The organism is Micromonospora sp. NPDC023956 (assembly GCF_040639195.1).
Lineage (GTDB): Bacteria > Actinomycetota > Actinomycetes > Mycobacteriales > Micromonosporaceae > Micromonospora.
On sequence record NZ_JBEZZN010000013.1, the window covers coordinates 78,414 to 101,259 of the forward strand.

The following is a 22,846-nucleotide window of genomic DNA, read 5'->3' on the forward strand; positions in this document are numbered from 1 at the left end:
TCGCCCGAGATCACGAGCACGCTGTGGAGGACCGGTGGCCCAGCCGACCACGCCCGACCCGACCGCGACCGGCGCCGCCCCGGCGCCACCGAGCACACCCGCCGAGGACGCCACCCTGCTGGAGCGGGCGTTGTTCGAGATCAAGCGGGTCATCGTCGGGCAGGACCGGATGGTCGAGCGGATGTTCGTCGCCCTGCTGGCCCGGGGTCACTGCCTGATCGAGGGCGTGCCGGGGGTGGCCAAGACACTGGCCGTGGAGACCCTGGCCACGGTCGTGGGCGGGTCCTTCGCCCGGATCCAGTTCACCCCCGACCTGGTGCCCGCCGACATCATGGGCACCCGCATCTACCGGCAGTCCAGCGAGAAGTTCGACGTGGAGCTGGGGCCGGTCTTCGTCAACTTCCTGCTCGCCGACGAGATCAACCGGGCACCGGCGAAGGTGCAGTCGGCGCTGCTGGAGGTGATGAGCGAGCGGCAGGTGTCGATCGGCGGGGAGAGCCACCGGGTGCCGGACCCGTTCCTGGTGATGGCCACCCAGAACCCGATCGAGCAGGAGGGGGTCTATCCGCTGCCCGAGGCGCAGCGGGACCGCTTCCTGATGAAGATCGTCGTCGGCTACCCGACGGACGCCGAGGAGCGGGAGATCGTCTACCGGATGGGCGTCACCGCGCCCGTGCCGACGCCGGTGTTCACCACCACCGACCTGCTCGCCCTGCAACGCCGGGCGGACCAGGTCTTCGTGCACAACGCCCTGATCGACTACGCCGTCCGGCTGGTGCTGGCCACCCGTACCCCGGCTGAGCACGGGATGCCCGACGTCGCCCAGCTCATCCAGTACGGCGCGAGTCCCCGGGCCTCGCTCGGCCTGGTCCGGGCCAGCCGCGCGCTGGCCCTGCTGCGGGGCCGGGACTACGCGCTGCCCCAGGACGTGCAGGACATCGCCCCGGACATCCTGCGGCACCGGCTGGTGCTCAGCTACGACGCGCTCGCCGACGACGTCCCGGCCGACCACATCGTGCACCGGGTGATGTCGACCATCCCGCTCCCGTCGGTGGCACCCCGGCAGCAGGCGACGCCGACCGCCGGGCCCGCGCCGGGCGGGCCGCCGAACGCCGGCCCGGCCCCTGCCGGCTGGCCCGGGCAGCGGCCGTGACCCCACCCGTCCGCCAGCCCGCCGGCGCCACCCCCGGACGGAGCGAGGCGGTCCTCTCCCGCCTGCAACTCCTGGTCACCCGCAAACTCGACGGCCTGCTCCAGGGCGACTACGCCGGGCTCCTGCCGGGGCCGGGCAGCGAGGCGGGGGAGTCCCGCGAGTACCGCCCCGGCGACGACGTGCGCCGGATGGACTGGCCGGTCACCGCGCGGACGACGACGCCGCACGTGCGGCGTACGGTGGCCGACCGGGAGCTGGAGACGTGGCTCGCGGTGGACCTCTCGGCCAGCCTGGACTTCGGCACCGGGCAGTGGCTCAAGCGCGAGGTGGCGGTCGCGGCGGTGGCGGCCCTGGCGCACCTGACCGTCCGGGGCGGCAACCGCATCGGCGCGGTGGTCGGTACCGGTGGGGCACGGCCCGCGTCCCGCCGGTGGGGTGCTGCGCCTCCCGCCGCCCCGGTCGTGCGGCGGTTGCCGGCCCGCAGCGGGCGCAAGGAGGCCCAGGGGCTGGTCCGGGCCGTCGCCGGCACCGAGATCGGACCGGGCCGGGCCGACCTCGGCGCCCTGGTCGACCTGCTCAACCGGCCGCCCCGGCGCCGTGGCGTGGCGGTGGTGATCTCGGACTTCCTCGCACCGCCGGAGCAGTGGGGACGACCGGTCCGTAAGCTGCGGGTCCGGCACGACGTGCTGGCGATCGAGGTGGTCGACCCGCGTGAGCTGGACCTGCCCGACGTGGGGGTGCTGCCGGTGGTGGACCCGGAGACCGGGGAACTGCACGAGGTGCAGACCGCCGATCCGCGGCTGCGCCGCCGGTACGCCGAGGCGGCCGCCGCCCAGCGCGCGGCGATCGCCCGGGAGCTGCGGGCGGCGGGCGCCGCCCACCTGCGTCTGCGTACCGACACCGACTGGCTGCTGGACATGGTGCGTTTCGTGGCCGCGCAACGGCACGCCCGCACCCGGGGGACGACTCGATGATCCGTTTGATGCAACCGTGGTGGCTGCTGAGCCTGCTGCCCGTGCTCGCCGTCGCCGCGCTGTACGTCTGGCGGCAACGCCACCGCCGGGCGTACGCGATGCGGTTCACCAACGTGGACCTGCTGCGCACGCTCGCGCCGAAGGGGCTGGGCTGGCGGCGGCACGCGGCGGCGGCGGCGCTGCTGCTCTGCCTGTTGACGCTGGCCACCGCCACCGCCCGGCCGGCGATCGACACCCGGGAGCCGCTGGAGCGGGCGACCGTCATGCTCGCGATCGACGTGTCGCTGTCCATGCAGGCCGACGACGTGACCCCGAACCGGTTGCAGGCCGCCCAGGAGGCGGCGAAGCAGTTCGTCGGCGAGCTGCCGGAGACGTACAACCTGGGTTTGGTCTCCTTCGCCAAGTCGGCGAACGTGCTGGTGCCGCCGACGAAGGACCGGGCGGCGGTGACGGCGGCCATCGACGGGCTGGTGCTGGCCGAGGCGACGGCCACCGGCGAGGCGGTCTTCACCTGCCTGGAGGCGATCCGGTCGGTGCCGGCCGACGGCGCGGCGGGTATCCCGCCGGCCCGGATCGTGCTGCTCTCCGACGGGTTCCGCACTGCGGGCCGGTCGGTGGAGGAGGCCGCGGCGGCGGCCCAGGCGGCGAACGTGTCGGTCTCCACGATCGCCTTCGGCACCGACTCGGGTCAGGTGGACATCGGCGGACAGGTCCAGCGGGTGCCGGTGGACCGGCTGGCCCTGGCCGACCTGGCGGAGACCACCGAGGGGCACTTCTACGAGGCGGCCTCGGTGACCGAGTTGAAGCAGGTGTATCAGGACATGGGCAGCTCGATCGGGTTCCGGACCGAACCCCGGGAGATCACCCAGTGGTACGCGGGGGTGGCGCTGCTCTTCGCGCTCGCGGCGGCCGGGGCGAGTCTGCTCTGGACCTCGCGCATCCTCTGAGCCGGACGCCCGCCGGTGCGGGACCGCCGTCGCCGCGCTGGGCGCGTGCCGACGGCGGTCCCGCCGCCGGGCGGTGGCCACGGCGGCGGACGCGGGCGACTCCCGCCCGGGGGTTCAGTGGCTTCCGCTGGTGAGGACGAAGAGGACGGCGACCCAGACGGCGGCGAGGGTGAAGCCCAGCGGGGCGACGTAGCGGCTCATGGACGCACTCCGGTGGCGACTCGAGACGGCCCCGGCGCAGGGCCGGAACCGGGGGAGGGGGACAGGACGCGCACACCACTCGTGACCGGGGGGCTCCACCCGCGACCACCCGGCTGACGGGTCGACCGGCGCCACGGCAGGGTGGCCGCAGCGGCGGTGCGGGGAGCGGGAACGGGTCAGTTCAGGCTGAGTCGTGACTCAGCGGAACTGACGGACGGCCCGGCCACGACTGGGAGGATCGCTATCTCGCACAGCGATCACCTCCAGCGGTCGGCGGGGTCCGGAACGCGGATCATCGTACAACGGCGTCCGGTGTGGCCCCCGCCGGGTCGCGCCACGCGCACGACCCCGCCCGGGTTCACGCTTACCTGCCGGTAACCCCTAGTCTCCAACCCGTCTGTGCAGTCGTTTTCGCGCAAGGGGGACTCGTGGCCCGTACCGTGCTGGTGACCGGGGGTAACCGGGGGATCGGCCTGGCCATCGCGCAGGCCTTCGCCAAGCAGGGCGACCGGGTCGCGGTGACCCACCGCTCCGGGGACGCCCCGGAGGGGCTGTTCGGGGTCCGCTGCGACGTCACCGACTCGGCCTCGGTCGACGAGGCGTTCACCGCCGTGGAGGCGGAGCTGGGCGGTGTCGAGGTCCTGGTCGCCAACGCCGGCATCACCGACGACACGCTGCTCATGCGGATGTCCGAGGAGCAGTTCACCCGGGTGCTGGACACCAACCTGACCGGCGCCTTCCGCTGCGCACAGCGCGCCTCCCGCAAGATGCTCCGCGCCCGCTGGGGCCGGATGGTCTTCGTTTCCTCGGTGGTCGGCCTCTACGGCGGCATGGGCCAGGTCAACTACGCGGCCAGCAAGGCCGGCATGGTCGGCGTGGCCCGGTCGATCACCCGTGAGCTGGGCTCCCGCAACATCACCGCCAACGTGGTCGCACCCGGGTTCGTCGACACCGACATGACCGCGGCGCTGCCGCAGGAGCGGCGCGACCAGTACCTGAGCGCCATCCCCGCCGGCCGGTTCGCCACCGCCGACGAGGTGGCCGGGGTCGTCACCTGGTTGGCCGGCGACAGCGCGGCGTACGTCTCCGGCGCCGTCATCCCGGTCGACGGCGGCCTCGGCATGGGCCACTGACGCCGGCCACCCGCACGACACAACCACGGAGGGACCCTCATGTCCGGACTGCTGGCCGGTAAGCGGCTGCTGGTCACCGGCGTCATCACCGACGCCTCGATCGCCTTCTCGGTGGCGAAGCTGGCCCAGGAGAACGGTGCGCAGGTCGTGCTCACCGGGTACGGGCGGCTCTCGCTGGTCGAGCGGATCGCCAGGCGGCTGCCCCAGCCGGCGCCGGTGATCGAACTCGACGTCACCAACGCCGAGCAGCTCGCCGGCCTCCCGGACAAGGTCCGTGAGCACGCCGACGGCCTGGACGGGGTGGTGCACTCGATCGGCTTCGCCCCGCAGAGCTGCCTCGGTGGCGGGTTCCTCGACGCTCCCTGGGAGGACGTGGCGACCGCGCTGCACGTCTCCACGTACTCCTACAAGTCGCTGGCCATGGCGGCGCTGCCGCTGATGTCCCCGGGCGGCGCCGTGGTCGGCCTCACCTTCGACGCGACGAAGGCGTGGCCGGTCTACGACTGGATGGGCGTGGCCAAGGCCGGGCTGGAGTCCGCCTCCCGCTACCTGGCCCTGCACCTCGGCCCGAAGGGCATCCGGAGCAACCTGGTCGCCGCCGGCCCGCTGCGCACCATCGCGGCGAAGTCCATCCCCGGCTTCGACCAGTTCGAGACGGCGTGGACCGAGCGGGCCCCGCTGGGCTGGAGCCTCACCGACCAGGAGCCGGCCGCGCGGGCCTGCCTGGCGCTGCTCTCCGACTGGTTCCCGGCCACCACCGGCGAGATCGTCCACGTCGACGGCGGGTACCACGCCCTCGGCGCCTGACCGCTCGCACGACGCCCCCGCTGTCGGCTGCGCCACAGCGGGGGCCCGGCTGCCGCACGGGGGCGAGGGGCCGTCGCCCGGTCGTCCGGCTGCTCGGGGAAGAATGGGGCCATGGCGTACGACGCGGTGGTGCTGGTCTCCTTCGGTGGCCCGGAGCGGCCCGAGGACGTGATGCCGTTCCTCCAGAACGTGACCCGGGGCCGGGGCGTCCCCCCGGAGCGGCTCGCCGAGGTCGCCGAGCACTACCAGCACTTCGGCGGGGTCTCCCCGATCAACCAGCAGTGCCGTGACCTGCTCGCCGCGATCCGGGCCGACTTCGCCGCCAACGGCCTCGACCTGCCGGTGTACTGGGGCAACCGCAACTGGCACCCGATGCTCGCCGACACCGTCGCCCAGATGCGCGACGACGGGGTACGCCGGGCGCTGGCCTTCGTCACCAGCGCGTACGGCGGCTACTCCTCCTGCCGTCAGTACCAGGAGGACATCGCTGCGGCGCGGGCGGCGGTCGGTCCGGACGCCCCGGTGGTCGACAAGCTCCGCCAGTTCTGGGACCATCCGGGCTTCGTCGAGCCGCACGCCGACGCGGTCCGGGCGGCGCTGGCCCGGCTCGACCCGGCGCGGCGGGCCACCACCCGGGTGGTCTTCACCGCGCACTCGGTGCCCACCTCGATGGCGGCCAGCGCCGGTCCGCACGGCGGCCGGTACGAGGCCCAACTGCGCGAGACGGCCCGGCTGGTCGCCGCCGCCGCAGCCCCCGACCTGCGGTACGACCTGGTGTGGCAGAGCCGCTCCGGGCCGCCGCAGGTGCCGTGGCTGGAGCCGGACGTCAACGACCACCTGGCCGAGCTCCCCGGGGAGGGCGTCACCAGCGTGGTGGTCAGCCCGATCGGCTTCGTCTCCGACCACCTGGAGGTGGTCTGGGACCTGGACACCGAGGCCCTGGCCACGGCCCGGCAACTCGGCCTGGAGTTCGTCCGGGCCGGCACCCCCGGCACCGACCCCCGGTTCGTGACGATGGTCCGGGAACTGGTCACCGAGCGGCTCGACCCGGACGCCGCGTCGCCGCGACGACTCGGCGAACTGCCCTGCTGGGACAGCTGCCCGACGGCGTGCTGCGCCCCCGCCCGCCGCCCCCGACCCGCCACCGACGCCCGCCCCGACCACCCCTGAGGAACCCGATGATCGAACGGAAGCCGGTGGCCAGTTGGCTCACCGACATGGACGGCGTGCTGGTGCACGAGGGCCAGCCGGTGCCGGGTGCCCCGGAGTTCGTCAACCGGCTGCGCGCCTCCGGCAAGCCGTTCCTGGTGCTGACCAACAACTCCATCTACACCCCACGCGACCTCTGCGCCCGGCTCAAACGGATGGGCTTCGAGGTGCCCGAGCACGCGATCTGGACGGCCGCGCTGGCCACCGCCCAGTTCCTGGCCGACCAGCGTCCCGGCGGCACCGCGTACGTGATCGGCGAGGCCGGGCTGACCACCGCGCTGCACGCGGTCGGGTACGTGCTCACCGACTTCGAGCCGGACTACGTGGTGCTGGGGGAGACCCGCACCTACAGCTTCGAGGCGATCACCAAGGCGGTCCGGCTGATCAACGGCGGGGCCCGGTTCATCTGCACCAACCCGGACGTCACCGGTCCGTCGGTGGAGGGGGCGCTGCCGGCGGCCGGCTCGGTCGCGGCGATGATCTCCAAGGCGACCGGGGTGGAACCGTACTTCGTCGGCAAGCCGAACCCGATGATGATGCGTTCGGCGTTGAACACCATCGAGGCGCACTCCGAGAACACCGCGATGATCGGCGACCGGATGGACACCGACATCCTCTGCGGCCTCGAGGCGGGGCTGGAGACGATCCTCGTACTCACCGGGATCAGCACCCGGGAGGAGGCGGAACGGTACCCGTACCGGCCGTCGCGGATCGTCGACTCGGTGGTCGACCTGATCGACGAGATCTGAGCCGTACCCGGTCGCTCAGGGGCGCAGCGGGGCGTTGCAGGCGGCGGCCAGGGCACGCCGGCACGCCGTGGTCAGCGGGCGCAGGGCGGCGTCGCGCTGCTGGGCCTCGTACCCGTTGACCGACCCGCCCGGCGCGGCGTGCTCGGCCAGCGCGAGTACCCGGTCGAGGACGGCGGCGCGGGCGAACAGTCGCCGCGACCGGGGGTCGAAACCGGGCGGCAGATCGGTCGTGCCGTCCGGGCGGCGCAGCGCGGCCAGCGCGCCGGCCAACTCGGGTCGCCACTGGGCGACGTCCAGCCGGGTCAGCGCGGCAGTGGTCTCGGCCAGGGCGGTGGCCAGCTCCGCCTCCGCCTCGGCGGCACAGGGCATCGCCAGCGAGGCGGCGGGGGCGTCGACCGGCAGCGGGTAGCACCGCCACAGCACCGTCTCCCAGGTCATCCCGGAACCGGAGGTGTGGGAGCGGACCTCCGGGATCAGGCCCAGCCCGCCGGCGACGACCGCCTCACCGGCGAGCAGCGCCGCACCGGTGAAGTCTCCCGGACCGGGCAGGCCGCGTGGGTCGCCGGGTGCGGGCAGCACCAGCCGGATCTCGTCCGGGGAGAGCCGGGCCAGGGTGGGCAGTGCGTCGCGCAGCGACACGTCCGTCCAGGTGCCGGGGGCGTCGGCGACGAGGTGTTCCTCGTCGCCGGCCACCGCGTCGGGCACCTCGTCGAACGGGACGAGTCCGGCGCGCCACGCACGCACCCAGGCCACGAACCGGCTCGACCGGCGCGGAGCGAGAGTGACCGCGCCCGTTGCGGGAGACATGCAGAGAAGGGTACGTCGTGACGGCGGCTCTGTCTCGACCGTCGCGGGGGCCGTACCGCCTGCCCCGGCTTGCCCTGTTTCGACCCGTGGTGAACCGGGCACCGGGCGGCGTGCCTGCGCCGTCCGGCCCGGACGGGCGGCTACCGTCACGGCCATGGGGAGGCGATACGGCGAGGACGTGCTGGCCGGGGACTGGCGGCGACGCAGGACGGTGCCCGAGGTGGACGCCGAACCGGACCTGGTGGTCGAGGACGCCGACTCGGGCTTCTGCGGCGCGGTCGTCGGGTTCGAGGCCGGTGCGGTGGTACTGGAGGACCGGCACGGCCGGCGGCGCAACTTTCCGCTGCTGCCGGCGGCGTTCCTGCTCGACGGCGAACCGGTCACGCTGCGCCGCCCGGCGCGCGCCCCGGTGCCGGCCGCCCGCCGCCGCACCGCCTCCGGCTCGATCGCCGTCGAGGGGGTCCGCGCCCAGGTGGCGAAGGCCAGCCGGATCTGGGTGGAAGGGGTGCACGACGCCGCCCTGGTGGAACGGATCTGGGGCGACGACCTGCGCGTCGAGGGGGTCGTCGTGGAGCCGCTGGACGGCATCGACGCCCTCGACGCCGAGGTGCGCGCCTTCGCCCCCGGCCCGACCCGACGGCTCGGGGTGCTCGTCGACCACCTGGTGCCCGGCTCCAAGGAGAGCCGGATCGTGGCCCGGGTCGCGTCACCGCACGTGCTGGTGACCGGGCATCCCTACGTCGACGTCTGGCAGGCCGTGAAGCCCGCCGCGCTCGGCATCCGGGCCTGGCCGGTGGTGCCGCCGGGACGCCCGTGGAAGGAGGGGGTCTGTGCTGCCCTCGGGGTGGGCGGCCCGGCGGACATGTGGCGGCACATCCTCTCCCACGTCGACAGCTTCGCCGACGTGGAGACCCCGCTGATCAACGCGATGGAACGCCTCATCGACTTCGTCACCGAGCCGCCCGTCCCCTCCGACCACTGACCGCACCCGGCCCCGCCTCGGCCGGGGACGGTCAGGGGGCTTCGTCACCCGGCCCCGCCTCGGGCCGGGGACGGTCAGGGGGCTTCGTCCGGGGTGCGGGTGAAGACGAAGGTCGCCACGTCCAGGGCGACCGCCCGGCCGCTGCCGTCGCGCAGCACGGTGAGGACCTCGCCGTCCTCCCCGCCGGAGCAGCCCCGCCAGCGGTCCGGCCCCTCGGGGGCGAAGCGGAGCATCCGCTCGCCCCGGCCGTACGTCACCAGGTGCCCCGTGCCGCCGTCCCAGGTGACGTCGATCGGCTGACCCATCCACCACCAGCGCCCGGTCAGCTCGGCCACCTCGGCCGGGGGCGGTGCGGTGGCCGGCCGCCACGGCACCGTCCGGGTCGGCTCGGTGTCCAGCACGGTGGTGAGCACCTGCAGGCCGAGCGCGCCGATCGAGCCGGCCCGGAAGCCGTAGGAGTTGGCGAAGCCGACGATGCCGGTGCGGGACGGGCGGTGCACCGCCAGGGCGGCGACGTACCCGGGCATCGAGCCGCCGTGGCCCACGTACACCCGGTCGCCCTGGCGGCAGAGCTCCAGCCCGAGGCCGTGGCCGCCGCGCCAGGAGTCGAGGTCGCTGATCACGACGGGCGAGCACATCTCGGTCAGGGTCGCGGCGGCGAGCACCTCCGGTGCCGGGTCGGCGAGGAAGGCCGCCCAGGTCGCCAGGTCGGTGGCGGTCGCCCAGAGCTGGCCGGCGGGGGCCATCGCGCCGGTGTCGGTCCGGGGCTCCTCGCGGAGCGTGCCGTGCCAGGGGTGCACCACGTAGCCCCGGGCGAACGGCTCGGTGGCCTGGTACGTGGTGCGGCGCATGCCGAGCGGTTCGAGGATCCGTTCCCGCAGCAGCGCGAACCACGGCGTACCGGTGATCGTCTCCAGCACTCCGCCGAGCAGCCCGTACGCCAGGTTGGAGTAGTGGTAGCCCCGGTGCGGCGGGTACGCCAGCTTCTCCGCCGTCACCCCGGCGAGCAGGGTGGGCAGGTCGACGCCCTCGGCGCGTTCCCACCACTGGCCGTCCGGCTCCCGCTGCAGGCCGCTGGCGTGGCCGAGGAGTTGGCGCAGGGTGAGCGCGCCGAACGGGGTGCCGGGCAGGTGCCGGTCGAGAGGGTCGTCGAGGGCCAGCCGCCCGGCGTCGCGCTCCTGCATCACCAGCACCGCGGTCATGGTCTTGCTGATCGATCCGAGCCGGAACTGGAGTTCGGCGTCCGGGCGCGGGTGCTCTCCGGCGGTGCTGAGATGGACGAGTGCCCCGTCGCGGACCACGCCGATCAGCAGAGCGGGGGCCCGGCCGGTGAGCTGGGCCTCGGCCACGAGGCCGTCCACTCGACGGATGGTCTCGGGTAACAGGGACATGTCGCTCCTTCAGGGCGGGTACGGGACGTCACCCCGAGCTTACTGATCTTCAAAGTGGGAGAGGGGTGCGTCGGCGTGCCAGTATCGGAGACGTGGACGCAGTGCTCTGGATCGTGCTGGGTGTGGTGCTGGCGGTCGCCGAGATCTTCACGGCGACGCTGTTCCTGATCATGTTCGCGGTCGGCGCGTTCGCCGCAGCCGGCGCGGCGGCGCTCGGCGCCCCGGTGGCGATCCAGGCGGTGGTCTTCGCGGCCGTCTCGGCGCTGACCGTGCTCGCGGCCCGGCCGACCATCAGGAAGCACCGCCGTTCGACGACCGAGGACGGTGGGCAGGCGTTCGGCGTGGAGGCGCTGGAGGGGGCGACCGCGTTGGTGCTGGAGCAGGTCGACACCGACAGCGGGCTGGTCAAGATCGACGGTGAGTTGTGGAGCGCCCGGCCGTACGACGCCACGCAGGTGTTCACCCCGGGCCAGCGGGTGCAGGTCATCCAGGTCCGGGGTGCGACCGCCCTGGTCTGGCAGGACGACGTCTCCCCGGGGGAGCTTCCCCCGTCGGTGGGGTAGCGCATGGACCCGGTGGTCGCGGGGCTGGTCGGCATCCTGGCGCTGATCGCGCTGAGCGGGCTGGTCCGGGCGGTGCGGGTCGTGCCGCAGGACCATCAGGACGTGGTCGAGCGGCTCGGCAAGTACGACCGGACGCTCGGTCCGGGCCGGACCGTGCTGGTGCCGTTCATCGACGCGGTGCGTAACCGGGTCGACCTGCGCGAGCGGGTGGTCAGCTTCCCGCCGCAGCCGGTGATCACCTCGGACAACCTGGTCGTCTCGATCGACACGGTGCTCCACTTCACGGTGGTCGACCCGGTTCGGGCCACCTACGAGATCGCGAACTTCCTCCAGGCGATCGAGCAGCTCACCGTGACCACGCTGCGGAACGTGGTCGGCTCGCTCGACCTGGAGCGGGCGTTGACCAGCCGGGAGGAGATCAACCGGGAGCTCCTGGGCGTGCTCGGCCGGACCACCGGCCGCTGGGGCGTGCGGGTGAGTCGGGCGGAGGTCGGGTCGATCGAGCCGCCGCCCGGGTATCCGGGGTCCGAGGAAAGAACAGATGCGCGCCCGTGGTGACCGGCGGGCCCGCGTCCACCCGGCCGAGCCGGGTCGCGCAGGTCAGCTCCAGGTCCGAGGCATGACCGCTCTGGTGTGGCACGACGATAATTCTCCGGGGGAGTCTCCCCAGTCGGAAGGGTGAACGGTATGGAATTGGTGATCGCGGTACTGCTCATCGCCGTGGCCCTGATCGGGGTGGTGGCGCTGGCGAAGGCGGTGCGGATCGTGCCGCAGCAGCGTCAGGACGTGGTGGAACGGTTCGGTCGTTACCGGCGCACGCTGAACCCGGGGCTGAACCTGCTGGTCCCGTTCGTCGACGCCGTGCGGACGAAGGTCGACCTGCGCGAGCAGGTGGTCAGCTTCCCGCCGCAGCCGGTGATCACCTCGGACAACCTGGTCGTCTCGATCGACACGGTGCTCTACTTCAAGGTGATCGACTCGGTCCGGGCCACCTACGAGATCTCGAACTTCCTCCAGGCGATCGAGCAGCTCACCGTGACCACGCTGCGGAACGTGATCGGCTCGCTCGACCTGGAGCGGGCGCTGACCAGCCGGGAGGAGATCAACCGGCACCTCTCCGGGGTGCTGGACGAGACCACCGGCCGCTGGGGCATCAAGGTCACCCGGGTGGAGATCAAGGCCATCGAGCCGCCGGCCAGCATCCGCGACTCGATGGAGAAGCAGATGCGCGCCGAACGGGACCGCCGCGCCGCGATCCTCACCGCCGAGGGGCACAAGCAGTCGCAGATCCTCACCGCCGAGGGCGAGAAGCAGTCCGCGGTGCTGCGCGCCGACGGTGACCGGCAGGCCCGGATCCTCCAGGCCGAGGGCCAGGCGAAGGCGATCCGCACCGTCTTCGACGCGATCCACCAGGCCAACCCGAGCCAGAAGGTGCTCGCCTACCAGTACCTCCAGGCGCTGCCGCAGATCGCCAACGGCACCGCCAACAAGGTCTGGATCGTGCCGGCCGAGCTGACCAAGGCCCTGGAGGGCATGGGTGGCGCGCTCGGCGGTCTGAGCCAGATGGTCGGTGACGTCCCGACGCCGCAGGCCTCGTCCGGGGCGAGCGACGTCGAGCGGGAGGCGGCCGAGGCCGCGCAGGCCGCCGCTGCCGCCGCCCAGAAGATCCACGACGAGGTCCGCGTCGCCGAGGCGCAGGTCACCGGCGGCAACGGTCCGCAGGGGCTGCCCGCGCCGGAGCCGGTTTCCCCGGAGAGCATGCTGCGCGACCCGGCCGACCAGCGCGAACGGGGCTGACCAGGGCGAACGGCACCGCCCCCGGGACCGGGGGCAAAAAGCGAATATCGCTCATACGGCGCTCCGGTGCCTGCCACGATCGGTGATGAGACCGATGGTGACCAGGTGCCGGAGCGCCGTACGCGTGCCTGGCCACCGGGCCGGTCCACCTCGCCGCCCGTGTGGCCGGTGGGGCCGACCGGCCCCGGAGCAGTGAGCGAGGTGACGCATGAACGATCCGACGAGACCGGTCCGTTCCCGCGCGGCCGTCCCCGGGGCGCACGACCCCACGGGGCCGGTCGGCTCACGCCGTACCGGGGGTGGGTTCGGGGTGTTGCCCTTCGTCGTCGAACCGACGCCGGGCGGCCCGGCCACGAACGCCACCTGGGCCTGGTCGATGCGGCGGCTCGCCCGCGCGTCGGTGTGGCTGCTGCCGGTGTACGCGATCCTCTACGGCACGGTGGCCCTGGCCAGTGACGGCGGCGTCGGCAACGACCCGTACCCGGCCGACGGCCGGCCGCTCTACCTGGTCGGCTGGGTGGCGGCGGTCTGGACCGGCCTGCTGGCCCTGCTGGCGCTGGCCGGGCTGCTGGTGACCACCCGCAGCCGTCGCAGCGCCGCCACCGGGCTGCTGGTCAGCCTCGCCGGGACGGTGCTCATGCTGCCGTTCGCCGGGCTCACCGAGCAGACCCCGGTCTTCGGCACCACCGCCCGGAGCCTGGTCCTGATCGGCGCGGCCTGCTACAGCGCCGGCTGGGCCCTCACCGGCTGGGCGGTCGCCCGCTCCGGGGTGTTCAGCATCGGCGACGGGATGATGCTGGTCATCGCGGCGCCCCTGCTCGGCCTCGGCGGCGCCCTGTTCGGCTCGTTGCAGACCTTCGGCGCGATGTTCGCCCTGGTCGCCGGGATCGGCATCGCCTACCGGGCGGGCCGGCTGGTGCCGAAGCAGATCGTCCGGGACGCCGCCGCCGCGAGTCTCGCCACCCCCGCGCCCCCGGCCGGCTCCCGATGAGCGGACCGCCCCCGGGCCGAACCGGACGACAGGTGCCACCGGATCCCGGACCGGGCAGCGACGGCCGACGGGCCGGCGTGAGTTTCCTGGCAACCTGCGTCAAGGAGTGGGCGATCCTGGTGAAACCGCGTCAACCTGGGGAAATGCGTTCCCGATCGCTGGTGGGGCGGCTGGCTACCGTGGTGCTCTGCGGAGTCCTCGCCGGGCTCGTCCTGGCCGCCGCCGTCCTCCCCGGCAACCTGTTGTTCGGTCTGGCCGTCAAGTCGGCCAGCGACACCTGGGGTGGCCTGCCCCAGGAACTGCGCACCCCGGATCCCGCCCAGCGCACCGTCGTCTACGCGCGGGACGGGCGGACGCCGATCACCAATTTCTACGACGTCAACCGCCGGGACGTGCCGCTGGCCGAGATCGCACCGGTGATGCGGCAGGCGATCGTGGCCGCCGAGGACCGGCGCTTCTACTCCCACGGCGGGGTGGACCTGCGCGGGCTGGCCCGCGCCCTGGTCACCAACGCCAAGGAGGGGACGACGCAGGGCGCCTCCACGCTGACCATGCAGTACGTCCGCAACGTGCTCAAGAGCGATCCCGAGCGCACCGCCGAGGAGCGGGAGAACGCGACCGAGGTCAGCGTCGGGCGCAAGCTCCAGGAGATGCGGTACGCCGCCGCGTTGGAGCAGACCCTCGACAAGGACGAGATCCTCAACCGCTACCTCAACATCGCGTACTTCGGCTCCGGGGCGTACGGCATCGCGGCGGCCAGCGAGCGGTACTTCAGCGTCACCCCGGCGGAGCTGACCCTCGCCCAGGCCGCCCTGCTGGCCGGTCTGGTGCAGTCGCCCAACGAGTACACCCCGATCGACGGCGACCGGGACGCGGCGCTGGTCCGCCGCTCGTACGTGCTCGACTCGATGGTGGTGACCGGCGCGATCACCGCCGAGCAGGCGGAGCAGGCCCGCGCCGAGGAGTTGACGCTCGACCCGACCGAACAGCCCAACGGCTGCACCGCCATTCCCGGCGGCCACGCCGACTGGGGCTTCTTCTGCGACTACCTGCGCAGCTGGTGGCTGGAGCAGCCGGCCTTCGGCAGCACGGTCGCCGAACGCGAGCAGGCCCTGCGCCGGGGCGGGTACACCATCGTGACCTCGCTGGACCCGCAGGTGCAGGCGAGCGCGGTGCGTCAGTCGCTGGCGGTCTTCGACGCCGACGAGCCCCGGGCCCTGCCGATCGCCGCCGTCGAGCCGGGGACCGGCCGGGTACTGGCGATGGCCGTCAACCGGAACTACAGTCTCGCCGCCAACCCCGCCGGTCAGGACAACCGCCCGAACACGGTCAACCAGCTCGTTGCCGGCGGCGGGGCCATCGACGGCTACCAGGCCGGTTCGACGTTCAAGCTGTTCACCATGCTCGCCGCCCTGGAGTCGGGGCTGCCCCTGAACACCGAGTACTACGCGCCGACCCGGCTGCCCACCCGGTACCCCGCCGAGGGGACGACGGCGGTCTGCGGTGACCGGTGGTGCCCGGCCAACGCCGACCCGGCCAGCATGAACGGCTACCGGACCATGTGGGACGGCTTCGGCCGCTCGGTGAACACCTACTTCGTCCGCCTCTCCGAGGACGTCGGACCGGCCAAGGTGGTCGAGATGGCGCAGCGGCTCGGCATCAGGTTCCGCTCCGACCTCGACGAGAACCTGGCCCGCACCGACGCCGCCGACTGGGGGGCGTTCACCCTGGGCGTGTCGGCCACCACCCCGTTGGACCTGGCCAACGCGTACGCCACGGTGGCCGCCGAGGGCACGTACTGTGCCCCGCTGCCGGTGCTCTCGGTGGCCGGACCGGACGGCACGAAGCTGCCGGTCGGCGACCCGTCCTGCCGGCGGGTGCTCGACGCCGACGTGGCGCGGGCGGCCACCGACGCGGCCCGCTGCCCGGTCGGCCAGGATCCCGCGTACGGCCGGTGCACCGGTGGGACCGCCACCGACGCCGACCGGATCGTCGACGGTCGCCCACTGGCCGGCAAGTCCGGCACCTCGGACCAGGACGCCGCCAAGTCGTTCGTCGCGTACACCCCGCAGGTCGCGGTGGCCGGCATCGCGGCCAACCCCGACGACCCCACCGACCGGGTGGGCATCGCGGCGCAGTCCGGCGTGGTGGCGGCGGTGGCCCGGGTCGTCGTGACCGCCACCGAGGGCAAGCCGGAGGTGGACTTCACGCCGCCGAGCCGGGACATGGCCCTCGGCGACGAACCCGAGCGGCGAACTCCGCCCACCCGCTCCGATGACCCGCTCGACCTCGACCTGCGCGACTGGTTCGACCGGCTCCGTACGCCCCGCTGAGCCGGAGTACCGCACCCGCCGTCCCGTTCCCTTCCGTCCTCTGCGGATGACCTCTGTCGGGTGTCGGACTCGGTGTGTGGGGGCGCCGGGTTCCGGCCACTAGCGTCGATCGGATATGCCTGACACGGGACGCCGATCGAGCACTGTGGAGGACCGCATGTTGGCGGAGACGTTGGGCGCGTTGGCTGCCGCCGGGGGCACGGCACTGGTGGGGGCGGTGGCCACCGACGGCTGGCAGGTGACCAAGCGAGGATTCGGCCGGCTGCTCGGGCGGGGTGACCAGCACCGGACCAGTGCCGTCGAGGAGCGGTTGGAGGGCACCCGCGCGGCGTTGGAAGCCGCCGGGCCGCAGGACGAGCGGGTGCGCGTGCAGCAGGAGGCGGCCTGGACCGCCCGGCTGGAGGACCTGCTGACCGAGCACCCGCAGGCCGCCGAGGAGTTGCGTGCGCTGGTGCGGCAGGTCACCGAGGCCGCCGGAAACCAGTCGGCGGGGCACGTGACGCAGCACGCGACCGCCCACGACCACAGCCAGCAGGCGGTGCAGGGCCACGGCCAGCAGACGAACATCTTCGGCGGTCGTGGCGGCCGGGCGTGACGACGGCCGGCACCGGGCCGGGTGGGGACACGCGGTCCGTCCCCGGCGTCACCCAGACGGTGCGGACCAGCGACCAGGGCAGCACCGGTGCCCAGGGCTCGGGCAACCAGTTGAACGTGTTCCTGAACACGCCACCGACCCAACCTGGGCCGGTCGACGGCAGCGTGCCGCCGGCCACGTTGGCCGAGCGGGTCGCGGGCGCCCTGCCCCCGGTCTGGAACGTGGGCCCGCGCAACCCCGGCTTCACCGGCCGGGAACGGGAACTCGCCCGGCTCCGGGAACAGTTGTGTACGGGTGGCGCGGCCGTGGTGCAGGCCCTGCACGGCATGGGCGGGATCGGCAAGACCCAACTCGCCACCGAGTACGCCCATCGCCACGCCGCCGACTACGACGTCGTGTGGTGGATACCGGCCGAACAGGCCGGGTTGATCGGCGCGCAGTACGCCGCCCTCGGTGCCAGCCTCGGTGTCGTCGACGCGGATACCGACAGCGCGATCGCGGCCCACGCCGTCCGGAGCTATCTGCGCAGCCGGAACCGCTGGCTGCTGGTCTTCGACAACGCCGTATCACCGGGGGACATCAGCCAGTGGCTGCCCGGAGGGCCGGGGCACGTTCTCATCACCTCCCGGCACCAACGCTGGCAGCAGATCGCCGTGGCGGTCGAGGTCGACGTGCTGCCCCGGGAGGAGTCCGTCCTCCTGCTGACCGCCCACCACGCGATGCTCGACTCGGGCGAGGCCGGCGAGCTCGCCGACGCGCTGGGTGATCTGCCGCTGGCGTTGGTGCAGGCCGCCAGCTTCCTCGCCGAGACCGGGATGTCGACGCAGGAGTACCGGGAAGCGCTGGCAGACGTGGCCGCTGAACTGCTCGACGAGGGACGGCCGCCCAGCTATCTTCGGTCGCTGGCCGCCACGGTCGCGGTCAGCACCACCCGGCTGGCCGACATTGATCCGGCGTCGTTGGCGATCCTCCGGTTGTGCGCGTTCCTGGCCCCGGAGCCCGTACCGATAGACCTGCTGGTCCCGATCGTGAAGTTGGAGAGCGCTGGGCAGGACGACTCGTGGGGCCTCGGCCCTCTGACGGCAGTCGTCGACAAGCCCCTGTCACTGCGGCGCAGTATCGCCCGGATCGGCAACTACGGCCTGGCCAAGGTATCCGTCGAGGGCATCACCGTGCATCGGTTGGTGCAGGCTGTGCTCCGCGACCAGCTGTCGCCCACGACCGCCGGCCACCTGCGCGCGAGGATCGCGAACGTCCTCGGCACAGCAGAACCCGGTGACCCGCGAGATCCCACCGCTTGGCCGGGTTGGGTACGGCTGTTGCCGCACCTGCTCGCTGCTGACCCCGCCGCCTCGGACAACACCGGCGTGCGGGACCTCGCCTGTCGGGCAATCATATTCATGATGGCCCGCGGCAACACCCGGTCTGCGCAGCGCTTGGCCGAGCATCTCTACGGGCAGTGGAAGAACAGCCTCGGGCCGGACCATCCACACACCCTCAAAGCGGTCACCGAGCTGGTCTGGGCATACCGTGACCTGGGCGAGATGGATCGGCTACGGCCTCTCATCGAGGACACCCTGGCCCGGCAGGAATCGACGCTCGGTAAGGATCATCCTGACACGTTGCGATCGGCCAGCTACCTTGGCGTCGTGCTCTCCGGCGAGGATGAGTTCGAGGCGGCGCGGCGTATCGAGGAAGATGTGCTGGAGCGGCGGCGCCGGCTGCTGGGTGAGGATCATCCGGACACGCTGCATTCGGTGGTCAATCTGGCGAACACGCTCCGTAGCTTGGATGAACTCGGTTCGGCGCGGCGGATGGTGGAGGATGTGCTGGAACGGTGGCGTCTGTCGTTGGGTGAGGACCATCCGTACATCTTGCATGCGGTCGCCAACCTGGCGGATACGCTTCACGCTCTGGGTGACTTTGGTTCGGCGCGGCGTCTGAAAGAGGACGTGCTGGAGCGGCGACGTCGGTTATTGGGTGAGGACCATCTCGACACGTCCGTTGCCGCCGTCGACCTCGCGGTGACCCTCGCGGCCCTCAATCAGAGGATTCCGGCCCGACGCTTGGCTGAGCAGGGTTTTAACGGACTACGGACGGTGTTCGGGAACGAGCATTTCCTCACCCGCTGGGCACGTCTGCACCTGAACCGGATCGCTGGCTCGATGGGCGGGAGGGGCGTCCCGAAGCGGCGTCGTCGATGACGGCCGGTTCTCCGGTTGGGTACATGCGCGACTGACGGCGGCGGTCGGGCTGGCCTGAGGCGACCGGGACGCAGACCGGCCGACCGGCGTAGGTCAGCGGGCGACAGCGGTGACGCTGGTGCGGACCAGGTCCGCGACGTGGGCGAACTCGCCGGCCGCGATGGCCTTCCGGGGCACCATCCAGCTGCCGCCCACGGCGAGCACCGACGGCAGCCGGAGGTAGTCGGCGGCCGAGTCGGGGCCGATGCCGCCGGTGGGGACGAAGGAAACCTGCGGGAACGGCGCGGAGAGCGCGGCGACCGCCGGGGCCCCGCCGGAGGTGCCGGCCGGGAAGAACTTGAGCACGTCGACGCCCGCGTCGAGGGCCGTCATGATCTCCGTCGCGGTGCTCGCGCCGGGCAGCACGAAGATCCCGTGCTCCTGGCAGCGACGGACGACGGCCGCGCTGAAGCCGGGAGAGACGACGAAGCGTGCGCCGGCCCGGACCGCCTGGTCCACCTGGTCGACGCTGGTGACGGTGCCCGCGCCGACGGTGACGCCGCCGTGGGCGGCCATCCGGGCGATCGCCTCGGCCGCCGCCGGGGTGCGGAAGGTGACCTCGGCGACCGGCAGGCCGCCGGTGGCCAGCGCGTCCGCGAGGGGTTCGGCGTGCGCGGCGTCGTCGAGGACGACGACCGGAACGAGGCGGTACGCGCGCAGCAGCTCAGTCGTTTCCATCGGGGTCCTCTCGGGGTCGGGTGGTGGTCAGGCGTACCGGGACGTCGGCCCGGCCGGTGACGCCGTACTGGGCGAGGACGGCGACGCCGAGGACGGTCGCCTCGGGCTCGTCGACGAACCGGAGCCGGCGGCGGGTGGCGTCCTGCCGCAGCCGACGCCAGGTCGGCCAGCCGGCGGCCACCCCCGCGACGGTGACGTCGGCGATGTCGACGCCGCCGAGCCGTCCCAACCGGGCGGTGGTCGTCTCGGCCTCGACCGCGAGTCCCTTGAGCAGGCTGGTCATCACGTGGGCCCGGGTGGCGTCCATCGGCATGGCGGCGATTCGCAGGCTCCGCGACTCGGCCTCGATGGTGGCCGGGTCGACCTGCTCGACGACCCGGTCCAGTTCCGCCCACATCGTCTCGTCGGCGACGCCGGAGTAGAGCATGTCGTGCCAGGCCTGGTAGTACCGGCCGGACGGGGTCGCGCGGTGCACGAACCGCAGGCCGCCGGCCACGAAGACCCCGGTGTCCAGCCCCGGATCGACCACGTCGGGCAGGGCGTCGACCAGCAGCACCTGCGCCTCGGAGGTGCCGGCCGACACGTAGACGTCACCGGCGGCGCGGACACCGGTGCCGAAGGCCCCGCACATGTGGTCGTGGCCGCCGGCCACCACGGGCACCCCGGCCGGCAACACGCCCGCGCCGGAGGTGCGGCCCACGACCGTGGCGCTGTCGACCAGGTCGGGCAGGGCCAGCGCGGTCAGGCCGAGGTCCGGTAGGGCGTCGGTGCGCAGCAGGCCGGCGCGGACGTCGAGCAGCCCGGTGCGCGAGGCGTGCGAGACGTTGAGGAACACCGGGGCCGCGCGGTCGGCGAGCAGGTCCCGGGCGACGAAGTCGGCGAGCGAGGTGAAGGTGCGCGCCGTCGCCAGGCCGTCGGGAAGGTGCTCGGCCAACCAGCGCAGCTTGAACACCGAGAAGGTCTCGTCCGTGTCGGCCCACCCGCTGTCGTCGCCCAGGGCGGCCCTGGCCTGCTGGCCGTGCCCGGCGAACCAGGCCAGCACGGGCGCGGTGACGGTGCCGTCGGGGGCGAGCGGCACGACCTCCTCACCGACCGACCCGACCCCGACCCCGGCCAGCTCGGCGGGGCGTACCGCCGGGTCGGCCAGCAGTCGGGTCAGCAGCTCACCGACGGCCGCCGCGAGTCGGGTGGCGTCCCGACGGCCGCCCCACGGGTCGGGTTCGACCAGGGTGGGCGCGTGCCGGAGGGCGACCAGCCGGCCGGCGTCGGCGTCGTAGCAGCCGACCTTCGTCCGCGTGGTGCCGATGTCGACGCCGATGAACTGACTCATCCCGCGTCCGCCCCCCGGCTCACGGTGACCCGCTCCCGGAGCCGCTCGACCAGTGCCGGGTCGACGTCGGGTTCCAGGGACGCGGCGTTGGCGGCCCCCATCGCCGAGGCGAGGACCAGGGCCGCCGCCGGGTCGTCGCCCCGGCCGAGCGCGACCGCGAGACCGGCCAGGAAGGAGTCGCCGGATCCGGTCGCGTTGACCGTCGCCACGCGCGGGGTGTCCACCACCAGGTCGTCGGTGCCGTCGGTCCAGACCGCCCCGTCGACGCCGAGGGTCACCACGAAGGTGACACCGGTCCGGGCGTGCAGCTCGCGGACGGCGGCCGTGGTCGCGGCCCGGTCGGGCAGCGGGCGGCCCAGGACGCCGGAGAGTTCCTCGGCGTTGGGTTTGACCACCAGCCGGCCGGCGGGCCGGGTGTCCCGGGCGTCGTCGACGACCCGGGCCAGGGGCTCGCCGTGGGCGTCGACGATGGCCGTCGCGCCCCGGTCGAGCGCCAGCCGGGCGACGCGGGCGTGCAGGTCGGCGGCGCACCCCGGCGGCAGGCTGCCGGTGGCGACCACGACGTCCCCCGGGGACACCGTCTCCGCCAGGCCGGCGAGCAGCCGTTCCTGGTCGGCGTCGGTGACCTCGGGGCCGCGTTCGTTGAGCACCGTCGACCGACCGGTGGCCCGGTCGATGACGACCGGGGTCACCCGGGTCTCCCCGGTGATCCCGACGTGCCGGTCGTGCACGCCGAGGTCGCCGCACCCGTCGCGGATCACCTGCCCGGTGGCGCCGCCGACGAAGCCGTGCGCGGTGACCGTGGCACCGAGGCGACGGGCCCCCCGGCAGACGATCAGCCCCTTGCCGCCGGGCAGACTGCGGACCTCCGCCACCCGGTTGACCTCGAACGGCCGGAACCGTTCCACCACCTGGAGCCGGTCGACGGCCGGGTTGGGGCAGACCACGTGCAGCGTGAACGCCGGCATCGTCACTACTCGGAGTCGAGCTGGTAGAGGGCGTACAACTCCTCGTCGCTCGCGCCGAGCACCTCGTCCTCGCGCTCGCGGAACGTCCGCACGGTGTCCCGGACCAGGTCGTCGAGGCGCTCGGGCTGCGGCGGCAGGTTCATCGCCGCGTACGGGTTGCCGCCGGCCCCGAGGGGCTCCGCCGAGCAGTAGTTGTCGCCCCGCTGGTAGCCGACCGCGTACAGCGCCATGATCACCACGTCCAGGTCGAGCAGGCCGTGCCCGAGGGCCCGCCGGTTGGTGTCGGCCAGGTGCAGGTTGATCATACGGTCGCCGTGGTCGAGGAGGGTGGCACCGATGTGCAGCTCTCCGCTGAGCATGTGGTAGAGATCCCCGTTGATGTGTGCGATGGCGGGGTGGTCCACCAGGTCGAGCAGGCGCAGCGCCTCGGCGAAGGTGTGCACCACGCTGGTCTCCTCGGGCCGGATCGGCTCGACCGCGCCCCGGATGCCGGCGGCGGCGAAGTCGTCGGCCACCAGGCGCATGGTCTGGGCGGACCGCTCCAGCTCGTAGGAGTCGAACGCCGTGGGACGGCCCACCGAACCGGCGCCGAAGAGCAGGTACGACCCGCCCACCGCGGCGGTGAACTCGGCCTGACGGCGGAAGTACTCGATGGCACGGGCCCGGACGTGCGGCAGGTTGTGCGCGAACTCCTGGTTCGGGGTGACCATGCCGCAGACCCCGGAGACGGTGATGCCGTGGTCGCCGAGGACCCGGAGCGTCTCGTCGGGCCGGTACCCGAGGTCGGGGGAGTAGAGGTTGCCGTGCAGCTCGACGTACCGCACGTCGTTGCGCTCCAGGCGGGCCGCGGTGGCCGCCAGCTCCTCGGTGCCGAAGCCCCAGTTGCTCCAGCCGAACTTCAGCCGGGGCTCGTCGGCGGTGTGGCCGCGTCGGGCCTCGACGAAGGCCCGGACGACGCGCTGGTCGTGCTGGCGGAAGGGTTGCGGTTTCATGGT

20 protein-coding genes and 1 pseudogene are annotated in these 22,846 nt (G+C 73.2%); 15 read left to right on the plus strand and 6 right to left on the minus strand.

Annotated elements, in window-relative coordinates; genetic code table 11:
• Nucleotides 1-34 precede the first annotated feature (34 nt).
• The 7 genes from AB0F58_RS23180 to AB0F58_RS23210 all read left to right on the plus strand — a co-directional run bounded on the left by AB0F58_RS23180 (nucleotide 35) and on the right by AB0F58_RS23210 (nucleotide 7,173).
• Nucleotides 35-1,153, plus strand: a complete 1,119-nt coding sequence (locus AB0F58_RS23180) for a MoxR family ATPase (protein ID WP_357146500.1) — start codon at nucleotides 35-37, stop codon at nucleotides 1,151-1,153.
• Nucleotides 1,132-2,127 carry a DUF58 domain-containing protein gene (locus AB0F58_RS23185; RefSeq protein WP_357146770.1) on the plus strand — a complete coding sequence of 332 codons (996 nt, stop codon included), beginning with the start codon at nucleotides 1,132-1,134 and terminating at the stop codon, nucleotides 2,125-2,127. The genes AB0F58_RS23180 and AB0F58_RS23185 overlap by 22 nt, the downstream gene beginning before the upstream one ends.
• Nucleotides 2,124-3,074, plus strand: coding sequence for a VWA domain-containing protein (locus tag AB0F58_RS23190; protein ID WP_357146504.1), 951 nt, complete (start codon nucleotides 2,124-2,126; stop codon nucleotides 3,072-3,074). The genes AB0F58_RS23185 and AB0F58_RS23190 overlap by 4 nt, the downstream gene beginning before the upstream one ends.
• A gap of 629 nt (nucleotides 3,075-3,703) precedes the next feature.
• Entirely contained in the window at nucleotides 3,704-4,408 is a 705-nt protein-coding gene (locus tag AB0F58_RS23195; RefSeq protein WP_357146507.1) for a beta-ketoacyl-ACP reductase, read from the plus strand.
• 39 nt (nucleotides 4,409-4,447) lie between these two features.
• Entirely contained in the window at nucleotides 4,448-5,215 is a 768-nt protein-coding gene (gene fabI / locus AB0F58_RS23200) for an enoyl-ACP reductase FabI (RefSeq protein ID WP_357146510.1), read from the plus strand.
• Nucleotides 5,216-5,326: 111 nt separating this feature from the next.
• On the plus strand, nucleotides 5,327-6,385 hold the full coding sequence (locus tag AB0F58_RS23205; RefSeq protein ID WP_357146513.1) for a ferrochelatase: 1,059 nt from the start codon (nucleotides 5,327-5,329) through the stop codon (nucleotides 6,383-6,385).
• Nucleotides 6,304-7,173 (plus strand): HAD-IIA family hydrolase, encoded by an 870-nt coding sequence (locus tag AB0F58_RS23210; protein WP_357146772.1) that lies wholly within the window; start codon nucleotides 6,304-6,306, stop codon nucleotides 7,171-7,173. The genes AB0F58_RS23205 and AB0F58_RS23210 overlap by 82 nt, the downstream gene beginning before the upstream one ends.
• 15 nt (nucleotides 7,174-7,188) lie before the next feature.
• Here the strand turns inward: AB0F58_RS23210 and AB0F58_RS23215 are convergent, their stop codons facing one another.
• Nucleotides 7,189-7,980 (minus strand): hypothetical protein, encoded by a 792-nt coding sequence (locus tag AB0F58_RS23215; RefSeq protein WP_357146516.1) that lies wholly within the window; start codon nucleotides 7,978-7,980, stop codon nucleotides 7,189-7,191.
• Between the two features lie 154 nt (nucleotides 7,981-8,134).
• Here AB0F58_RS23215 and AB0F58_RS23220 point away from each other — a divergent pair, with 154 nt between their 5' ends.
• On the plus strand, nucleotides 8,135-8,962 hold the full coding sequence (locus AB0F58_RS23220; protein ID WP_357146518.1) for a DUF3097 domain-containing protein: 828 nt from the start codon (nucleotides 8,135-8,137) through the stop codon (nucleotides 8,960-8,962).
• Nucleotides 8,963-9,036: 74 nt separating this feature from the next.
• On the opposite strand, the gene AB0F58_RS23225 is transcribed toward AB0F58_RS23220, so the two are convergent.
• Nucleotides 9,037-10,353 carry a serine hydrolase domain-containing protein gene (locus AB0F58_RS23225; RefSeq protein ID WP_357146520.1) on the minus strand — a complete coding sequence of 439 codons (1,317 nt, stop codon included), beginning with the start codon at nucleotides 10,351-10,353 and terminating at the stop codon, nucleotides 9,037-9,039.
• A 92-nt stretch (nucleotides 10,354-10,445) separates the two neighbouring features.
• Here AB0F58_RS23225 and AB0F58_RS23230 point away from each other — a divergent pair, with 92 nt between their 5' ends.
• From AB0F58_RS23230 to fxsT, 7 genes and pseudogenes are all read left to right on the plus strand, one after another.
• The gene (locus AB0F58_RS23230; RefSeq protein WP_357146523.1) at nucleotides 10,446-10,916 is read left to right on the plus strand and encodes an NfeD family protein; all 471 of its coding nucleotides are present in this window, start codon (nucleotides 10,446-10,448) and stop codon (nucleotides 10,914-10,916) included.
• 3 nt (nucleotides 10,917-10,919) lie between these two features.
• A pseudogene (locus AB0F58_RS23235) lies at nucleotides 10,920-11,502 on the plus strand (paraslipin); the annotation flags it as partial.
• A gap of 101 nt (nucleotides 11,503-11,603) precedes the next feature.
• On the plus strand, nucleotides 11,604-12,713 hold the full coding sequence (locus AB0F58_RS23240) for an SPFH domain-containing protein (protein WP_357146526.1): 1,110 nt from the start codon (nucleotides 11,604-11,606) through the stop codon (nucleotides 12,711-12,713).
• Nucleotides 12,714-12,921: 208 nt separating this feature from the next.
• Nucleotides 12,922-13,704 (plus strand): hypothetical protein, encoded by a 783-nt coding sequence (locus AB0F58_RS23245; protein WP_357146529.1) that lies wholly within the window; start codon nucleotides 12,922-12,924, stop codon nucleotides 13,702-13,704.
• Nucleotides 13,705-13,847: 143 nt separating this feature from the next.
• Entirely contained in the window at nucleotides 13,848-16,037 is a 2,190-nt protein-coding gene (locus AB0F58_RS23250; protein WP_357146532.1) for a transglycosylase domain-containing protein, read from the plus strand.
• 157 nt (nucleotides 16,038-16,194) lie between these two features.
• Nucleotides 16,195-16,632, plus strand: a complete 438-nt coding sequence (locus AB0F58_RS23255) for a hypothetical protein (protein ID WP_357146535.1) — start codon at nucleotides 16,195-16,197, stop codon at nucleotides 16,630-16,632.
• A complete protein-coding gene (gene fxsT, locus AB0F58_RS23260; protein WP_357146537.1) occupies nucleotides 16,629-18,836 on the plus strand; it encodes an FxSxx-COOH system tetratricopeptide repeat protein in 2,208 nt (735 codons plus the stop codon). The genes AB0F58_RS23255 and fxsT overlap by 4 nt, the downstream gene beginning before the upstream one ends.
• A gap of 93 nt (nucleotides 18,837-18,929) precedes the next feature.
• On the opposite strand, the gene eda is transcribed toward fxsT, so the two are convergent.
• The 4 genes from eda to AB0F58_RS23280 are packed head-to-tail and all read right to left on the minus strand — an operon-like array spanning nucleotide 18,930 to nucleotide 22,843.
• Nucleotides 18,930-19,553 (minus strand): bifunctional 4-hydroxy-2-oxoglutarate aldolase/2-dehydro-3-deoxy-phosphogluconate aldolase, encoded by a 624-nt coding sequence (eda, locus tag AB0F58_RS23265; protein WP_357146540.1) that lies wholly within the window; start codon nucleotides 19,551-19,553, stop codon nucleotides 18,930-18,932.
• Nucleotides 19,540-20,883 carry an FGGY family carbohydrate kinase gene (locus tag AB0F58_RS23270; RefSeq protein ID WP_357146543.1) on the minus strand — a complete coding sequence of 448 codons (1,344 nt, stop codon included), beginning with the start codon at nucleotides 20,881-20,883 and terminating at the stop codon, nucleotides 19,540-19,542. Before AB0F58_RS23270 ends, eda begins: the two co-directional genes overlap by 14 nt.
• A complete protein-coding gene (locus AB0F58_RS23275) occupies nucleotides 20,880-21,851 on the minus strand; it encodes a hexose kinase (protein WP_357146546.1) in 972 nt (323 codons plus the stop codon). The genes AB0F58_RS23270 and AB0F58_RS23275 overlap by 4 nt, the downstream gene beginning before the upstream one ends.
• Nucleotides 21,852-21,856: 5 nt before the next feature.
• Nucleotides 21,857-22,843 carry a sugar phosphate isomerase/epimerase family protein gene (locus AB0F58_RS23280; protein ID WP_357146549.1) on the minus strand — a complete coding sequence of 329 codons (987 nt, stop codon included), beginning with the start codon at nucleotides 22,841-22,843 and terminating at the stop codon, nucleotides 21,857-21,859.
• Nucleotides 22,844-22,846 lie beyond the last annotated feature (3 nt).